Here is a 20,747-nt window from a genome sequence, read left to right as displayed (position 1 = left end):
TTAATCTATTTTCTCTAATTCAATTGTAGCTACTTTCTCTTTATCTGGACTAATTTCATTCTGTATAATGGTTATATGTTTTTGGGTATAGCTTTTGATAATCCAAGGGGCTCCACCCAAATATAAAGCATTGCTATTAAATGTGATATATTTCCCTTCTATTGTATAAGTAATATCAATTTCATCGTAACCTTCCCAATTTACTTTCCCTTTCCGAGTATCTACAAATTGCATACCGACCCCCATATTTTGTACTGTCCAAGCCTCACAATGCCCTGTTCCACGCCATGAAGTCTGATAAAGTGCTTCGGGGGTTAATTCATTTGTCTGTTCATTATCATCGTCGCAGCTTATAAAGCTGAATGTACAGAGGAATAGCATAAGTATTCCAAGAATTTCTTTTGTTTTCATATTCTTTTTTTTAATCTCTTGTTTAACTCATTCAATCTTTATTTTGTCTCTTCGTTGAACCAACCAAAGATAAGACAAAGATAAAAAGAAGAATTCTTTGGCAGATTAAGATACTCTTGGAATATTGTTATGAATGTAAATTTCTAAACCTATGTTTATTTTTTGTTGTCAAAACTTTGCTTGCGTCTGATTCGGCTCATGTGTATGGGTGTAATTTTAAGGTAGGATGCTATTTCTTTTAGTGATACCATTTGAAGGATTGCAGGGCATTTTTTTAAAAGTTGGAGGTAACGCTCTTCCGGTGTGAATCTGAATAAATCCAAATAACGTGAATATGATTGGAAAAACATCTGTTCGGCTGCGATACGGGCTATCCGTTGGTTTTCATTATTTTCCTTGAATTTTTGCTGTAAGAATGTAGAAGAACAGATGTAAATCTCGCACGGGATTATCGCCTGTATATTCAATTCTGATTTCATGCCATATAAGCAAGTGGGATAATCGGCTATAAATTCATTTGGAAAGGAAAAACCGACATTATACGGCTTGTTTTCTGTCCGGTTGGTGCAACTGTATTTGACTACGCCTGATAAGATAAACCCGAAGAAAGAACAGGCATCACCTTCATGGAGAATAAACTCATTCTTTTTATAATGTCGTAACTCTCCATGTTTCAGACACAACTCCTTGAAGAAGTCTATGTCTATGTTACTCATATATGAATTGAATTCGGCTATCATTTGTATATAAGAGAAATGTATAAAAAATATCTGAATTTCCATGTTTGGAGTTTAGTCTGTTTTTTGTCTATATATCCAAACCGTACTAAACTTTTTTCTGTTGACTGCAAGATATAAGTACTGGCGAAAAGAGTAAGAATAAAAGGTATTTCTTTTTGACAGTATTACTTTTAATAATTTGAGGAGGAAATAATACTCTAAGTAAAGGCTTATTCTACCGTCCGAGAGCTTATTTTGCTCCAGCTTGGGGTTTTCTTTCGTTTTATTTTCTAACATTGCCATTGTTTAGAGGTTTTATCTCGATTTAGGTGCCGTAACCGGGTAATTACACTAAATAGTTGATTTTCTTTTGTTTTTTGCGGATGCAAAGGTACAAAAGAAAATGATATTTCAAAGTGTACTGAATAACAGAAAATGGCAAAAATAGAGAAAAACAGAAAATATTCAAATGACTGATAATAAGAAAGATGAATTATTTTTATTCTATAATCTCCATGTCTTGTATCGGCATTGGCATTGGGTGGTAAAGAAGCAATAGATAACATCCATATTCTAAAAACTATTCCCTACATAGAAATGTCACTCCAATCTATCGGGGATTTGAAACGAGTGCAATAACAGATTACTAACGAAGCGCGATGACGCTTAAACAGTGTTCCCCGCTAATCCATTAAAGGGTTCACATATGGTTCATACTCGAATGATTTTCTTTTGCAAAATATGCAAATTACTTGAGTTTTAGCTATTTCAAAAAACGACCAAAGGGTTCACAAAGGGTTCATCGAAAGAGAGTGAAATCATTCACTCTCTTTTTTTATGCCCTTTTCAATTCTGCAACCAATGGTTGCGGAATTTCATCCCACCCGGACAAATCGGGACACCGCAGGACAAATTCGGACAGCCCTTGCCGCCCGTCCAAATATAGCATATTTAGTCGCTACCTTTGGGCGGGACTATTCCCGTAACCGCTAAAATTTCAATTATTTATGGCAAACAGAATGACCCCGCCCGCAGAGGGGCAGGAAAAAGACGTGCTGCTGGTCTTGGATAAACAGCAGGGAAAGGTGAGTGCCGTTAAGGGTATTGACAAGGAGGGCAATTTGCAGACCGTGCCGCCGACACACGGTGGCGAGTTCATGCAGGTGGACAAGAACAGCGATGTGTTCAGCAACTTCATTTCCAACTTCTACCGCAAGTATCAGGACACTTCCGGGCTGGAACTGTTCAGCGTCAAGGCTTCCGAAGCGGAGCGGGACGCAAAGGCAATCGAGGAAAACCACCGCAACCCTACACCGGAGGGCGACAAGCGGGCTGAAATGCTTCGAGTTCCGAAGCCCGACTTCCACGAGTTCAAGCAGGGTTACCGCTTCGACCCGGCAAAAATCGACTGGGAGAACCTGAAAAAAGTCGGCATCACCGCCGACACCCTGAAAAACACGAAGGACTTCGACCGGGTGATGCGTGGCTACAAGTCCCGAAATACCTACACCGTTTCGGGGACGGTGGGCGGCTTCTACCTCAAACCTACCGATGTCAAGCTCTCTTTCTATCAGGCAAAGGACGGCACGGTAGTACCCAAGCTGCACGGCGTGCAGCAGGACGAAAAGCTGTTGCAACGCCCGTTCCATGAACACGGGTTCACCAAGCAGGAACAGGGCAACTTGCAAGGCACTGGCAACTTGGGCGGCATCGCTGAAATCAAAGACCCGAAAAGCGGCGAGCAAATCCCCGTGTTTGTCAGCCGGGACAGGTACACGCACGAACTGGAATACATGCGGGCTGACAAATGGAAATGCCCCGATACAATCTGTAACGTGCAAGTCAGCCCGGAACAGAAAGCCGCCTTTGAAGCCGGGCAAGCGGTGAAAATGGAAAACCTGCAATTCAGGGACGGCACGAAGCGCAGTGCCTATTTGCAGGTCAGTGCGGTGGAGCGTGGCTTGGAGTTCCTGCCCCGTGCCGCCGTCCAGTTCTTGCAGCAGGGGCAGCAGCCCGCAGAACAGCAGGTAGCCGGGCTAAAGGACGGCAAGGGCGTTGAGTTCAACGGTCATGTACAGCCCGGCGCACAGGGCAAATCCCACGACAAGGTGCAGCCGAAAGACGTTACCCCCGCCGCCGAGAACCGGACGCAGGTAGCGGTCAATTCCGGGGGCAAGACCAACGAAGCCACCAAGCAGGGCAAAGAGCCGTTGAAACAGGGTCAGGACAAGCCCACCCCCAAGCAGAAAGAGAAGCAGGAGAAAGCGCAGGACAAGAGCCTGAAAGCTGACAAGCCCAAGAAGTCCAGAGGAATGAAAATGTAATATCCACCATTAAAAAGTAAAGAATTATGATTGCATTGATAGCAGAAAAGCCCAGCGTGGCAAAGGACATCGCCCGCATCATCGGTGCGACCGGGCGTAATGACGGTTATCTTTCCGGCAACGGGTATATGGTGACATGGGCGTTCGGCCACTTAATCCAGCTTGCCATGCCGGAAGCCTACGGCGTGGCGAACTTCCGCAGGGAGAGCCTGCCCATACTGCCGCCCGATTTCCAGCTAATCCCCCGTCAGGTGAAAGCGGAGAAAGGGTACAAGGCAGACCCCGGCGTGCTGAAACAGTTGAAAGTGATAAAGGAAGTGTTCGACCGGTGCGACCGGATTATTGTCGCCACCGATGCCGGGCGTGAGGGTGAGTTAATCTTCCGCTATATCTTCCATTACCTGAACTGCCGGAAACCATTTGTGCGCCTGTGGATAAGCAGCCTTACCGACAAGGCAATCCGTGAGGGGCTGGATAACTTGCAGCCGGGAGAGCGTTACGATAACCTTTACCTCTCTGCCAAGTCCCGCAGCGAAGCGGACTGGCTGATAGGGATAAACGCCACCCAAGCGTTGAGCGTAGCTGCCGGGCAGGGGGTGTTCTCGCTGGGCAGGGTACAGACACCCACGCTCGTGATGATATGCGGCCGCTATTTGGAGAACAGGAATTTCGTACCCGCCAAGTTTTGGCAACTCAAAGCGGTGACCGCCAGCGGGGGAATAAATTTTACCGCCCAATCGACCGCCAAGTGGGAACAGCAGCCCGAAGCCATAGCCGCCCTGCAACGGGTAAAGGATGCCGGGCAACTTGTGGTTAAATCCGTTGAGAGGAAAGAAGCCTGCCAAGAACCGCCGCTTTTGTACGACCTTACCACGCTGCAAAAGGAAGCGAACACGAAGCTGAACTTCTCGGCTGACAAGACGCTTTCCATAGCGCAAAGCCTGTATGAAAAGAAAGTGATGTCCTATCCCCGAACCGGAAGCCGCTATATCCCGGAGGACGTTTTCGATGAAATGCCGGAACGTGTCGCCCTGCTGGGGCAATACTCCCGCTTTGCCGGGTATGCCGCCGGGCTGGACGGCACACCCCTGAACCGCCGCAGCGTGAATGACGGCAAAGTGACCGACCACCACGCCTTAATCATTACCGAGAACCTGCCCGGCGAACTTTCCAAAGACGAGCGGGCGGTTTACGAGCTGGTAGCCGGGCGTATGCTGGAAGCCTTTTCGGGCAAGTGCGTGAAAGACGTTACCACCGCCTTGCTGTCAGGGGGAGATACCGACTTTACGGTGAAAGGGTCTGTGATGAAAGAAGCCGGGTGGCGTGCCGTGTTCGGCGAGCCGGAAACGGGCGGGGATGAAGAAGCCGCCAGCCTGCCGCCACTCCAAGAGGGAGAATATTTGCCACTCTCCGGCGTGGATCTGCTCGAAAAGCAGACCAAGCCGAAACCGCTGCACACGGAAAGCAGCCTGTTGGCGGCAATGGAGAACGCAGGCAGGGAACTGGAAGATGCCGAACTGAAAGCCAGCCTGAAAGATGTCGGGATAGGCACGCCCGCCACCCGTGCGGCGATTATCGAAACGCTGTTCGCCCGCCAGTACATCGTGCGTGAGAAGAAGAACCTTGTGCCTACCGACAAGGGGCTTGCCGTTTATGGGATTGTCAGGGACAAGAAGATTGCCGATGTCGAAATGACGGGCATGTGGGAAACCGCCCTTGCCAAGATAGAAGCGGGCAGCATGGATGCCGACACGTTCCGAAAGGGCATCGAGGTGTACGCAACGCAAATCACCGCAGAACTGCTATCGGTGCAGCTATCTGTCGCTACTGGTGAAACCTGCCCCTGCCCGAAATGCGGCAGCGGGCGCATCCTGTTCTACCCGAAAGTGGCGAAGTGTTCCAACGTGGACTGCACGCTTACCATATTCCGCAACAAGTGCGACAAGCAGCTTTCCGACAAGCAGATTGTCGAGCTGGTGACTAAACGCAAGACCGGGCTAATCAAGGGCTTCAAGGGCAAGAACGGCAAGGTTTTCGATGTTTCGCTGGTACTGGACGAGCAGTTCAATGTCGGTTTTTCATTCCCCGAAAAGAAAGCGAAACCGAAGAAATAGCCTATCTTTGCCGCTGAAATTTCATTGTGATAGGTTTTACAGCTTATAATAATTGAAATTTTAGTGGTTGCGCCCGGAGGGAAACCGGGCGCATTTTTTATATGTTCCCGCCAAACAGGTAGGTCGAACAGACCACCCCGTTATCCAGCACCCTGCTTTCCGAGAGCTTCCACAGCGAGCCGGATGTTTCCCCGACAAAACCGATGCCTTTGCCCGCCATGACCGGGACGGTGTAGATTGTCAGGCTGTCCAGCAGTCCGGCTTTAATCAATGAAGTAAGCAGCTTGCCGCCACCCACCACCAGCATGTCGGTTTCCTGTTTCAGTTCATAGACCCTTTGCAGCGGTTCTTCGGTCAGGAACTCCACCCCGCAGTCCGGTGTAACGTTGGTGTCGTAGTGTGACACCACAAAAGACCGTTTGCTTTTGTGCGGCCACCCGCCCCAGTGTTCAAAGATGTAGTTGTAGGTGTTCGCCCCCATAAGCAGGCAGCTTGCGGCGGCGTGTTCCCTTGCCGCCAGTTCCTTGACCTCACGGGGCATCCAGTCCAGTTCATAGTCCGGCGTGGCGGTATGCCCGTCCAGCGATACGGCGATGTGCGCTTTGATTTGTTCCATATTGTCAGGTATTAAAGTGATATAAATCCCTACTGTCTTGGCACGTTAGCCGCAACCCCAAAAAAGAAAGCGTGGCATGACGCTGTTTCAAAGTAGAGGTACTGGCATACCCAAATGTGGAAACAGTGCAGCCACGCTATGACAAACGCATAGCATATCCTGCGCTGAATATCCCCACATTTTGAAAAGTGCCAGTTTTCTACTTTGGGACGTTCGGCGAACGTATATGTTATATATAAAGGCAATATTCCGGCAACCGCCGTCCAACTGCCGTTACTTTTCCGTGTAACTTCTGCAAAGTTAAGCAAATACCCTGAAAAATCACGTGCAAACAGAAAAAATCCTGCCGTGTTATCACAACAGGGCAGGACACAAGCACCTAAAAATACACAAGTTCAGCCCATACGCCTACGGGCAGCTTGCGTTCCTTTGAAGATGATATGAACCGATGACAAAACAGCTTTGGTTCGCCGTGTCTTTGGTGATGATGTCCCTTTCCCGCATGAAGCGGATATAGCTCTTTGCGGTGCGCTCCTTGATGTCCAATACCTGCTGCAACTGCTCGCAAAGGTCTATGTAGGTGATGCGTGTCTGCCGCCCGAAGATGTCATGTGCGACATTCACCAGTTCCCTTTCCTTGCGTTTCTCCTTTTCCTCACGGGGCTTCTCGCCCTTGTACACGTGCATCCCGGCTTCCTTGTCCCATGCAAAGAGCATCAGCGGCACGTCCAGCGGGCTTCCGTCCCTTACTTTCAGGGCTTTCACCACCGACTGGGCGGGTTCATCGTCTTTCTCTATCGAAAGGATTGTAGCCGCCTTGCGCTGCAACTCGCTGCCCAAATGTCCCCGCAGCTTCAAACCGTTGGGGACGAAATGCAGCACGCACAGAATACACGTGTTGTAGATGCCAGCCAGCCGATAAAGTTCATCTATCACCGCCACGCTTTCCGCTTCATCGTTGGCACTCTTAACAAGGTCGGCGATGCCGTCAATGACGACCAACTGGATGCCGCCGTACTGGTAGTAAAACTTATCCATGCTCTGCACAATGGCGTTCAAGCGTTCTTTGCGTGACATACCCGTCAGGCAGAACGCTTTGAGTTCATCGGGTTTGTCCGGCTGTTTGGCACGTGCCAGCAGGTTGCTTACATTCTTGAACAGTTGCACTTCCGATTGCTCGGTATCGTAAAGCAAGACCGCCTTGTGCCTGCCGTTGGCGGTTATCTGTATGCCCAGCGTATCTACTTCCGCACCAGCCGGGCAGATGCAGCCCGCCACGATTGCGGCTACATAATTGCTCTTTCCCGTTCCCTCGCCCCCGGTGATGCCGAACAGGTTGCCTTGTGTCCCCAGCGGAACGTCACCCGCCGAAATAATCTCTTGTGCTTTGGCGGGCGGGTTGTTGAAATCTATCTCGCATGATTTTAGCATAATCAATGTGTCGCTATACAGGTTGTCTAAAAATTCGATAAACAGCTTCAGGAAATCTTCACGGGTGTTCCCGGCTTTGAAGTAGTCGGATATGTCCTTTTCCTCTTTCGTTCCCGGAAGCGGGAGCAGCAGGCGTTTCACGCCAAATTCTTCCAATAGTTTTTCCTGCTTGCATGAACTTTCCCTGCCCGTCTTGTCCATGTCAAAGAGCAGGACGATGTGCTTGAAGCGGAACGTCAGCCGATAGACCAGCGTGGGAGGGATAGTCACCGTTTCGCTGTTGAAGCAGATAGCGTGAAAACCGTGCGCCGCCAGCGAAAGCACGTCTTTCTCGCCGCCCGTGATGAATAGCGTGTCGCCTTTGGCTGGCAGTTGTTCCAGCCCGAAACTGTAGTTCTCGCCGAAGCTGCCGCCGTAGAGGAAGCGGGGCGTGGAGAACGGGCGGTACAGCTTGATGTGCTGTTTGCCCTTGTAGCCGTACATGGGTTCTGCCACCGATGAAGTGTAGGTGTACGGTTTGCCCTCTGCCGTTTCGCTGTGATACTCCCGGAGCGAGCAGACCTTGTAACGTTCCAGCAGTTCGGGCGTGATGCCGTACTGTTGCCAGTACACCAGTTCGGCAAGCGGGAACTTCTGTTCCCGGAACTGGTAGGGCTTGACGGGCTTTTCGGACGTTTCTTCGGGTTTGTCCGGCACTGCCCGGCGGACGGTTGCCGGGGGAACGGAAACCGGAGTGCCGGAAGCCAGCCCCAAACCCAAGTCCCGGTCGATGATTTCCAGTATCTCCACGAAGTCAGCCGCCCGGTTGCAGTCCAGCCCCTTTAACTGCCCCACGAGGAAGAAACAGTCGCCGCTATAACTGTCGTTGCCGAAGTCTTTCATCTTGTAGATACCGCCCCGGCGGTCGAAGTAGATGTTGCAGGAAGCCTTGCTGTCCTCGTACAGCGGGTTAAGGAAGTTGCGACCTATGCGCCAGTTTCCGGGCAGGTAGTGTTTGAACACCGCCAGCCCGTTACTTGTCCTTTCTAAGATTTCCTCTTTCCTTAGCATACAACTGGTGGTTGGTTATCAGGTTGTCGATGTTCTCCTTGTTGCTCCTTATCAGGCGTTCTTCCAGCATCCGGCGTATCTCGCTGACCTTGTAGAAGTAGCGTCCCCTGATGTTGGAATAGGCGATAGTCCCCGACACCCGCAGGCGTTGCAGGGTCTTTTCGCTTATTTTCAGGAACGTGCAGACCTCGTAGCTGTCCACCCACATGTCTTCCTCGCTTTGCCTTGCCGTTTCCATGTGGTTGAAGATGTAGTCGGCAATGGCGGTAATCTTGTTGTCCAGTTCCTTGTAGGCTTTGGACTCGAATGTTATTATTTCCATAATGGTAACTGATTGATTTGCCGCAAAGTTCGGGTGTCCTGAAAAATAAAACGCCACAGATGTACCCACCTGTGGCGAAATAAATTTTGTTAAAGCACGGTTGCCTAATCCTGCTCCCTCATGCGCATCAGCAACCTGTCTTTCAGGGTGGAGAGGAAGCCCGTTCGGTCTTTGGTCTTGGCTTTTAGTTCCATGTAGGTGTGGTAGAAGTCGCCGAGGTCTATGTCGAACACGTATTCAAAGTAGGCTACAATCTCCTTAATATCAACCGTTCCCTTGTTCAGACAGCCGCAGGCGTCCAGTGCGTAGATAAGTTCCACCAACGCCCTTTTCGTCCCCGTCCAGCGCAACAGCCTGCCCATGAAGCCGTTCTTCACCCGCTTGCGCTGTTCCCGGCGTTCCAGCTCGTGCAGACGGTTGGTGAGGTATATTTCCAGCAGTTCGTTGGCTAAAATCTTGGCTACCTTGAAATCGTGACTGGTGCTGAACTGTGGGTCTGTTTCGTAATAGAAACTGTCCACGATGATTTGTATGTCAGGCTTCCCACGTATGAAATACTGCCTGTCCAAGTAGGTGGCTTTCGTTCGGTGGTACTGGTAGAACGCCAAGTTCCGCTGGAACGACCTTGAAATCCGGTCGGTTTCCGACAGCAGGTAGTCCCGCTGCACGTCCTCGCTGCCGCTGGGGAAGCGCACCTCTATCTTGTAAACGGTATTGTAATAGATGATTTTGCTCGCTAAAAGCGGTTTCAGTTCCTTGAAGAAGTGTATTTCTTCTTCCGTGCTGGCGAACGGGTAGGAGATTATAAAGGTTTTGAGTTCGCCCAGTATCTCTTGCAGGTAGTCCACGCATAGGCGGCAGAGCGTCAGCGTGTCCGCTGCGGTGTCCTCGTATTCCTGTATCTGCCATTCCACTTTTTGAAGCAGTCCGGCGAAGTATGTTTCCAACGGTATCTTATGTTCCATAACCTTGTGCTTATCTTTTATGAAGCACAAAGTTACGGGCATAAAAAATCAGTTTTATTCTTGATTTTTCACATTACGTTCTTGTAACTGTGCATTTTCTTGTTTCCTGCGCTTTTCTGCGTATTTCTCCGGGGGTATCTAAAAGATACGCCTTGCAGAAGTCGTTCAGGTTCGATGTCGATGCGAACCCGGTGGTGAACGCCACTTCGGTAAGCGTGAGGTTTGTGTTCAACAGGTAGTGTTCCACGTCCTTTACCCGTTCCTTTATCACCCATTCCTTAGCCGTGTACCCGGTCATTTTCTTTACCTTTCGCCGGAACGAGCCGTATTCCATGCCGCATTTGTCCGCCAGTTTCTCGGCATCATAGACCATGTAGCCTTTCAGACGTACCATTTCGGTGAACGTCTGCCTGCCCAGTTCCGGCAGCATCCGTTCGGCGTGGCGCAGTTCCTTTTCCGTCACCAGCAGTCGGTTGCCCCTTACCGGGTTTCTCCGCAGCAGGTGGAAAGCGTGGCATACCGTGTTGTACACGTTGCAGAGGTACTGCCGTCCCGGTCGCATCCAGTGGAGCGCATCGCAGTAGGCGGTCAGTTCGGGTATCTCGTCCCGCTTGCGGTGCTGTTCCGCCAGTTCGTCAAGTATGGCGTAATGGGTGGTGGACATACCCAGCAGGATAATGATTGCCTTGTAGTCCTTGTATGCCGCCAGTGTCGGCGTTTCCGGCAGGCTTTTGAGCGTGTCGCACACGTGGGCGCACAGCCGCCCGTCCTTGCTGAACGGTTCAAGTTCCAAGTAGTTGTCCATTTTCCGGCTGTTGTGCAGCAGCCATGTTACCTTTTCGTCCAGTTCCTTGCAGGACGCTTCCAACTCCGCTTCGGGAGCGGGAAGCAATAATGATGTAATCCGTTGTTCCATATCTGATGTTTTATATATGAATGACATATCATTTGTTCCACTTCACGCAATCCGTCCAACCCCATTCATCGAACAGCCATGTTTCTAAGAAGAAAAGTACAAAGGGCAGCAGGAACAGAAAATATGCCTGTACTGCGCTGATATGCTTAGAGCGGCGGTAGCGGTTCAACAATGCCTGTACACGGGCTTTCCTGTATCGTGCAAGAATAAATACACAAATAAGCAAAAACATTGCACCTAAATAGCCAAGATGTAAGGACGACCATTCCGGTACACTGTTAATCAGGAGAAAGTTGCCGGGCAGAACTACTACCCACCACCAATACCAAAACAGCAGTATAAAACCTGACATCCGCCCTATCTTCTTGCCCCAAACCTCTCCCTTGAAATATAGGTAGTCAAAAAAATAGTATCTGTAATTCGTCCGGTTTGCACGTTGCTTCACTCGTTCAAAATAGTTATCTGTATTTTTTATTCCTTTATTCATAATGGCTTGGAAAGGAACGCCGTCAGATGCTATCTTTCGTTGTTACTAACTTATTTACAAATCCCAATCCGGTGAATAAACACCCAATCCCAATAAGGGGATAAACAATGCCACATAAGACTGCAAGCATATTCAATCCTCGTTCATCTCCCGTGAAGCCGTCTAAACAAACAGCTTGCAATATGAAGTTTGTAATTTGCCAATCCAATAAACTTTGGTCTATACAGATAAAGGCAAGCCACAAAAGGATAGAGCAACATTCCAAACCCAACAATAACATTATGGTTTTAGGCTGCATTGCATATAGTTTATAGACCTTGTAGATTACCAGTATATCTATTATTACAAGCATACCCAAAAGACAATATTCCATAATGCCATATATTCCGAACAGACGACCAAAGCCTAAGCCACCACAAAATAATGTTATGGCTATCAGCAAAGCACTGAAAGCTGTCAATGCTATTATGGATTGAACAGTTTTATTCATCGCACTATTGTTAATGGTTAGCAGGGAACGGCTTGTCCGTTATCCTGCGTTGTTAGCTGTATCTATTTTAGAAAATCCAAATCAAAATAATATTGATTGTCATTCTTCGGATTTATGTAAATCGTTGCCACTCCATAATATTGCAATAGCATTTCCAATGAAACTTTTTCCTTCAAAATTGCATCACTGCGAAATGTTTTTGTCTTTCCTTTGTATGGGGTGGTGTACGTCACGGTGCATATTGCAGTGGACACTACTTGTTCACTATGATAAATGTCAGGAAACAAAGAGCCGCTAACACCATTCCAAAACTGGGTTTCCCATGAATTGAATACCTTAAAGACTGGCTCTTGCATCCTTGACTTCTTGCTACTCCATTTCTGCGCACTGACTTTACATTGGCTTAAATCAACCGATAATCGTGTTCCATGCTTTTTTATCTGTTTGATTGCCTGCCTTGCTCTATATCTACGAATAGCAGCACCTATAAGATTGTGATTTAACCATACAAGCAATAAAACCACTCCCGGTATTCCAATGGCATACCACCTTCCGGCAAAACAAATGCCCACACCGAATACATAAATCCAAATAAAAATAAATCCAAGTATTCTCAATATTTTATTCTCATAGATTTTCATGTCATATAATTACAGCTAATGCCTTGAATGCTTAGAAAGGAGCATCGTTAGATGCTATCTTTCGTTATTAGATATCTATTGCCCTTTCTCGCTTGAGGATATGGAACTAAAGTTGCCTTTATAATTCGATTATTACAGTTAAATGGTACATAAGCCACTTTACTATCAATACTTAATGTGTCGTTTAGCTGTTTCAAATGGGAGTGCTCATTTTGTAATAAAACTTCCGTTTTTGAAAAGTCCACAGAACTGCATATCGGATAGAAACCGGAAAAACAAGTAGGCGTTATGTAAGCTGCTTGATTTTCATAATCAAAGAACAGGAAACGGTTTCCGTCTGCCACATTATCATACACAGCAAAGCAATCAAACTTTCTCACTCCATTGATTGTATAGCTTTGCACGAAGTCAATATTGCTATCATCTACCGCTTTCAACTCAAAAATGACCTTCTTTTCATCGTGCTGATTAAAACACAGCCTATATAGAGTTTCAAATTCTGTTTTTTCTGTTTCTATATAAAGGGTATCTTGTTCAGTCAAAAAATGATACTTTACTGAATTTTGTTCCACATAGCCGTTTTTCGCTATAACATAGCTAAGTGGGAAAAGGAACAAACAATACAATACAAATATTCTCATGTCTTTATATCTAATGATTAGAAAGGAGCATCGTCAGATGCTATCTTTCGTTGTTACTAACTTATTAAATCTTTATTGTATAATTTTTAGCCAATGACGATGTGTTATTATAAAATAAAGTAATACAACCAAAATGGGATAAATCATCCATGATATGAAGGAAGAAACCTTTTGGCTATTAAATATCAGAGGTTTACTCCTTATAATTTCCATACCTTTTTTCCTTTTGATATAATACGAACAGAATGTCTTGTATAATAAAACATAGATTATGATGAAAAACACAAAAGGGGTTTTATAATTGAAATTCTCCTCTATCAGTAGATATGCCAATACTATAACAGGAAGAAATAATATTCCACATATTATCTGTATCGTCCGCTCATGTGGATTTTCCAATATAAATTTATCCCTATTAAATATGAATATCTGATAATACATCGCATCTAAAATGAATTTTATCATAAAGAGTTATTCGTATTGTTAGTAATGGCTAAGCGGGGAACGCTGTTAGGCGTTATCACGCTTTGTTATAAACTCAAATTACTTTGCATGATTGGCTTTTATTTACCCACCATTCCTGTTCTTCCACCTCACGAGCCTTTTGTATCTCGTCCGTTGTCAGATTTTCATTGTGATAGGCATTATATAGATTTTCCCAACCATTCTTACGATATTTCGGTGATACAATCCATTCGCCTGCATCATTAAACAGGCAGAAGTTTGCAGGAGTATCGGGTATAATCTCATCTGCCCAAGAACAGACTTTTGTCAGTCCCTTTGCGGATTTCCACTTACCCCGATATTCAGATAAGTTCAATTTCAGTTCTGCTATTTCATTCCGTCCTTTCTCTATTTGCTGTCCGCTCATCCGATACCCCTGCTTGAAAGAACCGGAGAATGTACCGCTATATCGTTTATCTCCGTATTCCGCAAACGAGTAATACCCGTATATGAAACCGTCCAATTCCGTATATTCACTTTTTATCATTTGGGAACAGGAAGAAATGCTATCTACACAAACCTTTCCCTTAAACGGACAGATTACGGATAATCGGGTACGACTGATACCCTTTATCTCATATTCTCTACTATCCATTTTCCGAACTTCGGTAATATGAATATCAATTCGGCTACAATCTTCTCCTAATATGCCAATCATGCTTAAATTGTCAAACAAGCCCGAAAGGTCTTGCTGCAAAATATCTGCTTTGGGATTTTGTGAATAGGCTACTCCACAAAACCAAAAGAGTAAAAAGATAATGATATGGTATATTTTCTGTTTCATATTTTGCATTACTGTTTATAATGGCTAAGCGGGGAACGCTGTAAGCGTTAGCCCGGTTTGTTAGTAGCTATTTATTATTCAATCGGTTTCTTTCCAGTATTAGGTTCACTTCCTTTTCTGTATGGGAATATTTCTTTTTTGAAACCATACCTACAAACTCTAAAGAAGAGTCCAATAATGGGGATATATCTCCATCAATTACATCATCAAAATGCAAGAATTTGAGTTTCTTCATTCCTGCCAAAAATTTCAAGTCTTTTAGACTTGAAATACTAATCTGCTTAATCGTATTGTTGGGTACTAATTGGGTTAAATCTTGAAGTCGTTTACAGTTACGTAATCTAAGTATTTTAACTCTTGATAAACGGTTCAAAACACTAATGTCCGTTATGTTATTGCAATAATATAATGATAATTCTTTAAGTCTATTTGAATTACATAAACCTCTAATATCTATCATTTTTCGAGAACGAACAATCTCCAACGTTCTTATGTTAGTTAATTGACATAAACCATTCAAATTTATATTTTTGGCATCCCATAGTGTCAGTTCTTCTAACAAATTCATGCTTTTCAGTTCTTTCAAATCTTCTGATTTGAGATTATAAATATGCAGTCGTTTCAAGTTTATTAAAGTATCTACATTTTCTGTTTGTTTTGTATGATAATACTTCAATTCTTCAAGTTTGGGAAACAAACTGAAATCAATAGTAAAGACCTTGTCAATCCAAAGTCCCAATTTTTTTAAGTGCGGTAAAACACTTAGTTGATTTAAATTGCATGGTTCTATTGTAAAGTCGTACCCTGAAATAATCAAGGTTTCAATAAAATCATATTCACATATTAGACTTACATTTAATGTGTGTTTACAGGAAACACCACTGATGCCGATGTCGTCCGTTGATATTAAAATATCATTATAGCCTTGATTTTTTGCAAACTCTAATCCTTCTCTTAAATAGAGAGGAGATATTATTAACCGATTTACATCTGGTACTTCTTTGAAATGTTCCATACTACTATTTGTTTCTGATTGCTACTAATGGTTTGCAGCTTGCCGCCGTTAGGCGGAACAGGTGCATGTTACCGATATATTTTTACGAACATTGCCAAAATCCTGCGATTATTTCATTGGTTGTACAGCGCTTATACAAATACAAAGCTCCATATCCGAAAGGATAACTGCCAATAGTAACATCTTCACTATATCCGTCCTCGTCTATTGATAAGAAAAAAGAAAAACCATGTTTCTCTAATTCTTTATAATAGCTTTCTTCATCTTGGATAAGGGAAGGTTCACCACCTATTTTTACAAGTATATTTTCACTATCCTTATCTTCTGAATATTCACTGATAGAACACATGTCTAAGCTGGCGTTTCGCTTTTCTGCACAATTGCCAATTTCGGAAAATTCATGTTCTATTACTTTGACTGCTATTGAGGGATATATGTTGTTGTCAATAAGAGTGTCATAATCTTGGTGAATGATGATAGAAAGCATGATGTTCTCCTTTTCAGGATGTACCAGTGTTGCATAGAATTTATAATCGCAAGGGATTTGTCCTTCTATACATTTAGGTGGATTGCCACCAATCCTGCCTTTTACATTCTTATCGAATGGAATACATTTGGCATATCGTTCGTTCATATTTTCTTTGTTTTTATTATTATCGGTAATGGCTTGGCGGGGAACGGCGTTAGTCCGTTATCCCGGCTTGTTATGAACTTACTTTACCCCTTGTGCCTTTTATAATTTGCATAGCGAGCATTTAGAGTGTCCCGCCATTCTTGGCTTGGGCAAGAGTTTATTAACTGAATATACTTATTCTCATCATCAACGCAAACAGACTCTACAAGTTTTAATAAACTCCACTGCAAATCATAAAAAGCATTTTCAGGAAAGATTTGTACCAACACCATAGCTTCATCAAATGATATGGGAAGTTGTATTTGTTCTAATAAGGCATCATAAGTATTTACTAATTCATCAATACTCTCTGTATCATTGATGCTTTCATTAGGCATACGACCCAAATCTTTCAACTGTAAAATTTCATTTCTCATATCGTGTACTCTAATTGTTCATAATGGTTAGCAGGGAACGGCTCGTCCGTTATCCTGCGTTGTTATCAACCAGTTCTATACTCAATATTTATCTGCAACTTCAAATTCACCGATTGTTTGTGTGCAGATGTCAATGTACGGAATAGTCTTGACTATCTTGATGTTTTCAATGTCCTCACTTCCTCCCATAGCCAACAGTAGGGAATACCCGAAACATTCGTCATTGTCGGGAGTTCCGAGTTTCTCTTGTATTACAGGATAATTTTCTAAGTCAAACCAACCTTTCAAGAAACTTTGATTTACCATTACCTTATTAAAAATTGCACGAAGATTGGCAGGAAGTATTAAATATGTTCCGTATCTGACATTCAGATAAACAACGTAATTATTCAGTCTTGGGTTCTTTACATAGGCAAAGACATCGCCGAAAGCCGTACACATGAATGGCAGAAACGATTTGTCATCTTCCTTCTCATAACAGGAGTTTATCACATCTTGGTAATCGGACGGATTGATAAGCTTAAACAGCCCATTACAATAACTGCCCAGCCCGACTTCCTGCCATAAAGTATTCAGTTCGGGGTAGGACAAATCGGCGTATTTGGCAATAAAAGTATCATCTACTGCCTGCCTCTTATTATTGAGGCTCTTTTCTAAAAATTCTTCGTACATATTTATGCGCTTTATGGTTGATAATGGTTTGGAAAGGAACACCATTCAGGGGTTATCTTTCCTTGTTACCAATGAATTTACTTTTATATATAGCGTACTCTACTGTGTAAGTAGCCAGCTTCACGCCCAAGAACATACCTACAAGCAATATATATGCTACTAAGCAATATTGATTATACAAGAGGTCTTTTAAGAATACAGGTATCAATAAGGCTATGATTGTAGCGTTCTGAAACCACTTCTGTACTTTCAATAAGAGGTTAATGTATAAATGATTTCCTATGTAATTGAACCCCCATTTATAATTATGCTGTTTCAGATAAGATAGTGAAAACCACAATCCTACAAGTGAAGCAATAAGGGCTACTCGCCACCATGCTCCCATGTATGGGAACATACCTTTTAAGAATGTCAGCAAAACAATACCTATTATGCTACATTCATATACTATTCTTACTTTTGTTACATCATTCATATATGTACGCTATTTGTTGGTAATTTTTCGATAAACGCACCTTATGGTGTAGTTCCTATTCACTATTAAATCATTGTCTAATCATCATCCAAACAATCCAGCGGATTGGGGATTTTTGCTTTATAGGCGTTCGATACGTGCAGATAAATTGCCGTTGTTTTTATATCGGTATGTCCCATAAGTTCCTGTATGGTTCTTAGGTCTGTCCCTTGTTCCAGCAGGTGGGTGGCGAACGTGTGCCGGAGCATGTGCAGGTGTACCCGATGCTTTATTCCGGCTTTCCTTGCCGCTTCTTTCAATATCTTAACCAATGCGCTGGGCGAGTATTGTTCGCCTGCCTGTTCGCCCTCAAAAAGCCATTTTTGCGGTCTGTATTCCCGGTAGTAAGCCCTTAGTTCGTTGAGCAGCTTTTCCGACAGTAGGGAATACCTGCACTTCTTGCCTTTTCCGGCAATCCTGATTAGCATCCGTTCGCTGATGATGTCTTGGGGTGTCAGGTTCAGAAGTTCGCTTCGGCGTAGTCCGGCAGAGTAAATAAGAGAAATCATGCACCTGTGTTTCCGATTGGATAACTGTGCAAAGATGCTTTTCATTTCTTCCCGGCTTAATACTTCGGGCAATGCCTTGTACTCTTTTGCACGGGCTATCCCGCCATAATATTGCCGCTTGCCTTTCCGGACTTTCTCGTAATAGAACTTGATAGCGTTGATGCGCATGTTCTGCTGGGTGGCGGATATGTGCTTTTCCTTTACCATGTGGAGCATATAGCTGTTTATGTCCTCGACCGTCAGCAGGTCAAGGTCTTGCCCCTTGTGGTATTCCATGAAGTCGCTGAAATAGATTTTATAGGCTTTTATGGTGGAAAGGCTGTACCGCTTCTGTTCCAGCAGTTCGAGGTAGCCTCTCGGCAGTATGTATTCCCTTTTAGGTTTGGGATGCCGCACGTAAACCCGGCTGTAATCAATATAGGCGTGGGGCGAATAGCGGTCATAGAAATCCGGCAGTTTAAAAGCGGTGGCAGGTATGTAGGCAGAACTATTGCTTGTCTTTTCCACGTCCGTATCTTGGGCGAGCAGCAGGGCGACAGCCTGACTGTTTACATACTCTATCCGTATGTAGTCCGCACCGTTTCTTTCTTCCTTGTACAGAACGATGCTTCCTCTCTGTTTCTGAACCTTATCCATGTCGCTGAATTTTGCTTCGCTCCAAAGATAAGATAAAAATATCACTTTTTGAACATCTGTTCAAAAATAATAGAGGTTAAAAAAACAAAAGAGTATCAGGCTTTAAGCAGCGAATAGATATGGCGAAAATTTTCTGCCAGTTCGTCCACGTTCAGACCGTTCAGAAATGCTTGTTCGTATGACAGTCCTAAAAACATTTGCCGGAACAAGATAGCCGTTTTCTTCACGTCCGTGTTGCTCCTGATTTCCCCGCTTTCTTTTGCCTTCTGTATGACTTTCTCCCATAGGTCATAGTCTTGTCGGTAGATTTTCTCAATTTTCTGCCTGATACCCGGATAGTACATGCGCACTTGTGACAGGAAATGAAAGTAGTAGAAGTTAGGACTACAATCATGCGGGCTGCTATTATCGCCAATCAGTTCAACAATCCTTTTCATGGAAGCGGCTACTCCCGCCACGTATTGCCCGATGAACTCCGTCAACGTATCGGCAGGAGCGGCAAACTTGTTTTCCGGTTCGTGCATTTGCAACACGTATTTGTCCGCCACAGCCATGAATAAATCCAACTTGTGCGGAAAATAATAAACGATACCCGTTTTTGTCACCCCGCAGGCTTTGGCAAGCGTGATGATGCTTGCTTTCTCGTAGTTCATCCTGACAAATACGCCGAACGCTTTATCTATTACTTCTTCACGGTTAGTTATTATCATACACGTTTGTTTTTAATCGGTTACGAAGATACGGATTTTGTTTTAACCATTTGTACCCCAGTGCTTTTTTTTAGTGCAAGGTGCAAGTATATATTTATATATATAGCTTGCACCTTGCACTAACCCAAAAATATTTATTATCAGATATTTGCGAGTTTCAAAAGAAAGCCGTATCTTTGAACCCGAAAGTTAGGCAGACAAACAGCGGTCAAAGTTGGACAAGCCCAACATCTGAAAATCGTTACTGTTTCGTTACCTATTTGAAATTTTGAAAGCGAAGTAGCTGAAATATAAGCGGTTAGAGTTGTAGGTTCAAAACCCTGTCTCTCCGCTGAAGAATTGTAAAATAAAGAAAATCCCTGTAAAATAACACTTTACGGGGATTTTTTATTTTTGGTGCATAGTAATAAGCATATCAAAGAATTCTTTCAGTGTACAATTCGGTGTACTTGATTTTCTCCAATGAAAGGTACACCTATTTAGCTAATAATTTATTGTTTATCAGTGTTTTGTCTGTTGACTTGTTGCTCTTGGAAAATTAGTTCTGTGATTAAACAACAAGTAAGAGGATAAAACAACATTTTGTCTATTGTTCTACATTCGTAGGACGAAATTAAATCGGGAACGGTGAAGCTCCGATAATGATGAGAATAACAGTGAACGGGGTTCGTGTGGATGTCTCGGTGAAAAAAGACAATTCTTCTGGAGTTTTGGAGTATGGCAAAGGGGAGGCTTTGGAAAAGAAACGTGAGTACAAGGAATTTAATTTGTATCTTGACTCTATCCACTTGAGGATAATGAAGATTCAGCGTGAGCTGGAAATAGAGGATGTATCAGTTTCTGCCAGCAGTGTTCTGGACCGTTTCTTGGGTAAGGATGCTCCCGTATAGCGTACTCTGTTTGAGATTTCCGCGAGCATAATGATAAATGTCCCCAATTGTCTTGTACAGATATGGCACCTGCAACCGTGAAAGACTCGAACGGTGTTAAGTGGATATGCAAGAGGAGACCAAAGACTAAAATCATGTGTAATATTCCATTGATGGAAATATCGTTGAAGATTTTGGAAAGAATTAGGTAGAATATCTCCTATAGTCTCATCTGAATTGACCCTACGTATCTTGGCTAAACTACTCCTTAAAAAATCACGGTATGTCTTGCACATCGTTCCAGCCAGGAAAACTGGGAAGACTAGAAATGAGGAGGAATGATATGCTTAAAATGCT

Annotated in this window: 24 protein-coding genes; 4 read left to right on the top strand and 20 right to left on the bottom strand. The window is 44.3% G+C overall.

What is annotated here, in order from left to right; translation table 11 throughout:
• A complete protein-coding gene (locus EJF25_RS15560; RefSeq protein ID WP_004309979.1) occupies positions 1–411 on the bottom strand; it encodes a hypothetical protein in 411 nt (136 codons plus the stop codon).
• A 155-nt stretch (positions 412–566) separates the two neighbouring features.
• The gene (locus EJF25_RS15555) at positions 567–1,193 is read right to left on the bottom strand and encodes a Crp/Fnr family transcriptional regulator (RefSeq protein WP_004309980.1); all 627 of its coding nucleotides are present in this window, start codon (positions 1,191–1,193) and stop codon (positions 567–569) included.
• Positions 1,194–1,967: 774 nt separating this feature from the next.
• On the opposite strand from EJF25_RS15555, the gene EJF25_RS15535 reads away from it, so the two are divergent.
• Genes EJF25_RS15535 through EJF25_RS15525 form a run of 3 tightly spaced genes read left to right on the top strand, consistent with a single transcriptional unit; the run spans position 1,968 to position 5,568 of the window.
• Positions 1,968–2,123, top strand: a complete 156-nt coding sequence (locus EJF25_RS15535; RefSeq protein WP_080714516.1) for a hypothetical protein — start codon at positions 1,968–1,970, stop codon at positions 2,121–2,123.
• A gap of 14 nt (positions 2,124–2,137) precedes the next feature.
• On the top strand, positions 2,138–3,454 hold the full coding sequence (locus EJF25_RS15530; protein WP_007482643.1) for a DUF3945 domain-containing protein: 1,317 nt from the start codon (positions 2,138–2,140) through the stop codon (positions 3,452–3,454).
• A 26-nt stretch (positions 3,455–3,480) separates the two neighbouring features.
• Positions 3,481–5,568 carry a type IA DNA topoisomerase gene (locus tag EJF25_RS15525; RefSeq protein ID WP_125041903.1) on the top strand — a complete coding sequence of 696 codons (2,088 nt, stop codon included), beginning with the start codon at positions 3,481–3,483 and terminating at the stop codon, positions 5,566–5,568.
• A 97-nt stretch (positions 5,569–5,665) separates the two neighbouring features.
• Here the strand turns inward: EJF25_RS15525 and EJF25_RS15520 are convergent, their stop codons facing one another.
• From EJF25_RS15520 to EJF25_RS15430, 18 genes are all read right to left on the bottom strand, one after another.
• Positions 5,666–6,184 (bottom strand): dihydrofolate reductase family protein, encoded by a 519-nt coding sequence (locus EJF25_RS15520; protein WP_004326099.1) that lies wholly within the window; start codon positions 6,182–6,184, stop codon positions 5,666–5,668.
• 408 nt (positions 6,185–6,592) lie between these two features.
• On the bottom strand, positions 6,593–8,665 hold the full coding sequence (locus EJF25_RS15510) for a bifunctional DNA primase/helicase (protein ID WP_007565634.1): 2,073 nt from the start codon (positions 8,663–8,665) through the stop codon (positions 6,593–6,595).
• Positions 8,628–9,056: a helix-turn-helix domain-containing protein gene (locus tag EJF25_RS15505; RefSeq protein WP_181990132.1), complete on the bottom strand. Its 429-nt coding sequence runs from the start codon at positions 9,054–9,056 to the stop codon at positions 8,628–8,630. The genes EJF25_RS15510 and EJF25_RS15505 overlap by 38 nt, the downstream gene beginning before the upstream one ends.
• Positions 9,057–9,091: 35 nt before the next feature.
• Complete coding sequence (locus EJF25_RS15500) at positions 9,092–9,994, bottom strand: RteC domain-containing protein (RefSeq protein ID WP_007482647.1); 903 nt, start codon at positions 9,992–9,994, stop codon at positions 9,092–9,094.
• Positions 9,995–10,025: 31 nt separating this feature from the next.
• Entirely contained in the window at positions 10,026–10,868 is an 843-nt protein-coding gene (locus EJF25_RS15495) for a helix-turn-helix domain-containing protein (protein ID WP_032535963.1), read from the bottom strand.
• 28 nt (positions 10,869–10,896) lie between these two features.
• Positions 10,897–11,355 carry a hypothetical protein gene (locus EJF25_RS15490; protein ID WP_007482655.1) on the bottom strand — a complete coding sequence of 153 codons (459 nt, stop codon included), beginning with the start codon at positions 11,353–11,355 and terminating at the stop codon, positions 10,897–10,899.
• Between the two features lie 22 nt (positions 11,356–11,377).
• On the bottom strand, positions 11,378–11,845 hold the full coding sequence (locus EJF25_RS15485; protein WP_007482656.1) for a hypothetical protein: 468 nt from the start codon (positions 11,843–11,845) through the stop codon (positions 11,378–11,380).
• Between the two features lie 62 nt (positions 11,846–11,907).
• A complete protein-coding gene (locus tag EJF25_RS15480) occupies positions 11,908–12,486 on the bottom strand; it encodes a hypothetical protein (RefSeq protein ID WP_007482658.1) in 579 nt (192 codons plus the stop codon).
• 47 nt (positions 12,487–12,533) lie between these two features.
• Positions 12,534–13,127, bottom strand: a complete 594-nt coding sequence (locus tag EJF25_RS15475) for a hypothetical protein (protein ID WP_007482659.1) — start codon at positions 13,125–13,127, stop codon at positions 12,534–12,536.
• Positions 13,128–13,199: 72 nt separating this feature from the next.
• The gene (locus EJF25_RS26620) at positions 13,200–13,592 is read right to left on the bottom strand and encodes a hypothetical protein (RefSeq protein WP_007482662.1); all 393 of its coding nucleotides are present in this window, start codon (positions 13,590–13,592) and stop codon (positions 13,200–13,202) included.
• A gap of 73 nt (positions 13,593–13,665) precedes the next feature.
• The gene (locus EJF25_RS15465; protein WP_007482664.1) at positions 13,666–14,415 is read right to left on the bottom strand and encodes a hypothetical protein; all 750 of its coding nucleotides are present in this window, start codon (positions 14,413–14,415) and stop codon (positions 13,666–13,668) included.
• A 67-nt stretch (positions 14,416–14,482) separates the two neighbouring features.
• Entirely contained in the window at positions 14,483–15,430 is a 948-nt protein-coding gene (locus EJF25_RS15460; protein ID WP_007482667.1) for a leucine-rich repeat domain-containing protein, read from the bottom strand.
• Positions 15,431–15,512: 82 nt separating this feature from the next.
• Positions 15,513–16,064, bottom strand: a complete 552-nt coding sequence (locus EJF25_RS15455; RefSeq protein ID WP_044299313.1) for a hypothetical protein — start codon at positions 16,062–16,064, stop codon at positions 15,513–15,515.
• Positions 16,065–16,147: 83 nt separating this feature from the next.
• Positions 16,148–16,480, bottom strand: a complete 333-nt coding sequence (locus EJF25_RS15450) for a hypothetical protein (RefSeq protein ID WP_032535954.1) — start codon at positions 16,478–16,480, stop codon at positions 16,148–16,150.
• Between the two features lie 81 nt (positions 16,481–16,561).
• A complete protein-coding gene (locus EJF25_RS15445; RefSeq protein ID WP_032535959.1) occupies positions 16,562–17,152 on the bottom strand; it encodes a T6SS immunity protein Tdi1 domain-containing protein in 591 nt (196 codons plus the stop codon).
• A 52-nt stretch (positions 17,153–17,204) separates the two neighbouring features.
• Complete coding sequence (locus EJF25_RS15440) at positions 17,205–17,627, bottom strand: hypothetical protein (protein ID WP_004329681.1); 423 nt, start codon at positions 17,625–17,627, stop codon at positions 17,205–17,207.
• A 77-nt stretch (positions 17,628–17,704) separates the two neighbouring features.
• On the bottom strand, positions 17,705–18,811 hold the full coding sequence (locus tag EJF25_RS15435; protein WP_125041902.1) for a tyrosine-type recombinase/integrase: 1,107 nt from the start codon (positions 18,809–18,811) through the stop codon (positions 17,705–17,707).
• A gap of 95 nt (positions 18,812–18,906) precedes the next feature.
• Positions 18,907–19,521: a TetR/AcrR family transcriptional regulator gene (locus EJF25_RS15430; protein WP_007480251.1), complete on the bottom strand. Its 615-nt coding sequence runs from the start codon at positions 19,519–19,521 to the stop codon at positions 18,907–18,909.
• Between the two features lie 641 nt (positions 19,522–20,162).
• Here EJF25_RS15430 and EJF25_RS15420 point away from each other — a divergent pair.
• Positions 20,163–20,411: a hypothetical protein gene (locus EJF25_RS15420; RefSeq protein ID WP_235016827.1), complete on the top strand. Its 249-nt coding sequence runs from the start codon at positions 20,163–20,165 to the stop codon at positions 20,409–20,411.
• Positions 20,412–20,747 lie beyond the last annotated feature (336 nt).

It is taken from the genome of Bacteroides faecalis, assembly GCF_003865075.1.
Taxonomy (GTDB): domain Bacteria; phylum Bacteroidota; class Bacteroidia; order Bacteroidales; family Bacteroidaceae; genus Bacteroides; species Bacteroides faecalis.
Note: the sequence above shows the minus strand (reverse complement) of the source record. Positions and strands in the feature narration are given on the sequence as shown.

Coding starts and splice junctions, on each gene's coding strand:
- EJF25_RS15465 (WP_007482664.1), bottom strand. CDS start 14,415: ATGAAACAGAAAATATACCATATCATTATCTTTTTACTCTTTTGGTTT.
- EJF25_RS15560 (WP_004309979.1), bottom strand. CDS start 411: ATGAAAACAAAAGAAATTCTTGGAATACTTATGCTATTCCTCTGTACA.
- EJF25_RS15475 (WP_007482659.1), bottom strand. CDS start 13,127: ATGAGAATATTTGTATTGTATTGTTTGTTCCTTTTCCCACTTAGCTAT.
- EJF25_RS15525 (WP_125041903.1), top strand. CDS start 3,481: ATGATTGCATTGATAGCAGAAAAGCCCAGCGTGGCAAAGGACATCGCC.
- EJF25_RS15520 (WP_004326099.1), bottom strand. CDS start 6,184: ATGGAACAAATCAAAGCGCACATCGCCGTATCGCTGGACGGGCATACC.
- EJF25_RS15495 (WP_032535963.1), bottom strand. CDS start 10,868: ATGGAACAACGGATTACATCATTATTGCTTCCCGCTCCCGAAGCGGAG.
- EJF25_RS15500 (WP_007482647.1), bottom strand. CDS start 9,994: ATGCCCGTAACTTTGTGCTTCATAAAAGATAAGCACAAGGTTATGGAA.
- EJF25_RS15455 (WP_044299313.1), bottom strand. CDS start 16,064: ATGAACGAACGATATGCCAAATGTATTCCATTCGATAAGAATGTAAAA.
- EJF25_RS15440 (WP_004329681.1), bottom strand. CDS start 17,627: ATGAATGATGTAACAAAAGTAAGAATAGTATATGAATGTAGCATAATA.
- EJF25_RS15450 (WP_032535954.1), bottom strand. CDS start 16,480: ATGAGAAATGAAATTTTACAGTTGAAAGATTTGGGTCGTATGCCTAAT.
- EJF25_RS15420 (WP_235016827.1), top strand. CDS start 20,163: ATGATGAGAATAACAGTGAACGGGGTTCGTGTGGATGTCTCGGTGAAA.
- EJF25_RS15510 (WP_007565634.1), bottom strand. CDS start 8,665: ATGCTAAGGAAAGAGGAAATCTTAGAAAGGACAAGTAACGGGCTGGCG.
- EJF25_RS15530 (WP_007482643.1), top strand. CDS start 2,138: ATGGCAAACAGAATGACCCCGCCCGCAGAGGGGCAGGAAAAAGACGTG.
- EJF25_RS15555 (WP_004309980.1), bottom strand. CDS start 1,193: ATGGAAATTCAGATATTTTTTATACATTTCTCTTATATACAAATGATA.
- EJF25_RS15480 (WP_007482658.1), bottom strand. CDS start 12,486: ATGAAAATCTATGAGAATAAAATATTGAGAATACTTGGATTTATTTTT.
- EJF25_RS15435 (WP_125041902.1), bottom strand. CDS start 18,811: ATGGATAAGGTTCAGAAACAGAGAGGAAGCATCGTTCTGTACAAGGAA.
- EJF25_RS26620 (WP_007482662.1), bottom strand. CDS start 13,592: ATGATAAAATTCATTTTAGATGCGATGTATTATCAGATATTCATATTT.
- EJF25_RS15535 (WP_080714516.1), top strand. CDS start 1,968: ATGCCCTTTTCAATTCTGCAACCAATGGTTGCGGAATTTCATCCCACC.
- EJF25_RS15485 (WP_007482656.1), bottom strand. CDS start 11,845: ATGAATAAAACTGTTCAATCCATAATAGCATTGACAGCTTTCAGTGCT.
- EJF25_RS15430 (WP_007480251.1), bottom strand. CDS start 19,521: ATGATAATAACTAACCGTGAAGAAGTAATAGATAAAGCGTTCGGCGTA.
- EJF25_RS15490 (WP_007482655.1), bottom strand. CDS start 11,355: ATGAATAAAGGAATAAAAAATACAGATAACTATTTTGAACGAGTGAAG.
- EJF25_RS15445 (WP_032535959.1), bottom strand. CDS start 17,152: ATGTACGAAGAATTTTTAGAAAAGAGCCTCAATAATAAGAGGCAGGCA.
- EJF25_RS15460 (WP_007482667.1), bottom strand. CDS start 15,430: ATGGAACATTTCAAAGAAGTACCAGATGTAAATCGGTTAATAATATCT.